This window comes from Xanthomonas sp. MUS 060, assembly GCF_000963215.1.
In the GTDB taxonomy this organism is placed as follows: Bacteria; Pseudomonadota; Gammaproteobacteria; order Xanthomonadales; family Xanthomonadaceae; genus Xanthomonas_A.
On sequence record NZ_JZIM01000117.1, the window covers coordinates 1 to 581 of the forward strand.

A 581-nucleotide genomic window follows, 5' to 3' on the forward strand; every position below is an offset into this window, starting at 1 on the left:
ATGCGCCGCACCGGCATGCGTGAGCAAGGTGCCCTTGGGTTGGCCGGTGGAACCGGAGGTGTAGAGGATGTAGGCCAGATTGTCCGGGCACAGGCCGGGGACATCCGGTGCGCCGGGATCGGTCGCGCCGGGATCGGTATGCGTCTGCACTGTGTCGTCGAGAGTGAGCACGCTCACGCGCTGCATGGCGCGACTGGCTGGCAGACGATCCTGCAGATCGGCGCAGGTCAGCACCGCGCGTGGACGGCTGTCTTCCAGCAAAAAGGCCAGACGTTCGCTGGGCAGTTCCGGATCCAGCGGCACATACGCCGCGCCCGCTTTGAGTGTTGCGAGTACCGCGACCACTTGTTCGATGGGCCAGACGTTCGCTGGGCAGTTCCGGATCCAGCGGCACATACGCCGCGCCCGCTTTGAGTGTTGCGAGTACCGCGACCACTTGTTCGATGCCGCGCGCCAGGTACAACGCGACCCGATTTTCCACGCCGACGCCGGAGCGACGCAGACGCTGGGCGAGTTGGTTGGCGTGTGCCTCCAGTTCGGCGTAGCGCAGCAGGCGTTGTCCTTGGCGCAGCGCGATGGCA

The 581-nt window shown here is 66.1% G+C and carries 2 protein-coding genes; one reads left to right on the top strand and one right to left on the bottom strand.

Going from position 1 to position 581, the window contains the following annotated elements:
- On the bottom strand, positions 1–345 hold a 345-nt coding region (locus XANALMUS060_RS17295), incomplete at its 3' end, for an AMP-binding protein (protein WP_045739503.1).
- Positions 346–352: 7 nt separating this feature from the next.
- Here XANALMUS060_RS17295 and XANALMUS060_RS22600 point away from each other — a divergent pair.
- On the top strand, positions 353–581 hold a 229-nt coding region (locus XANALMUS060_RS22600), incomplete at its 3' end, for a hypothetical protein (RefSeq protein WP_045739504.1).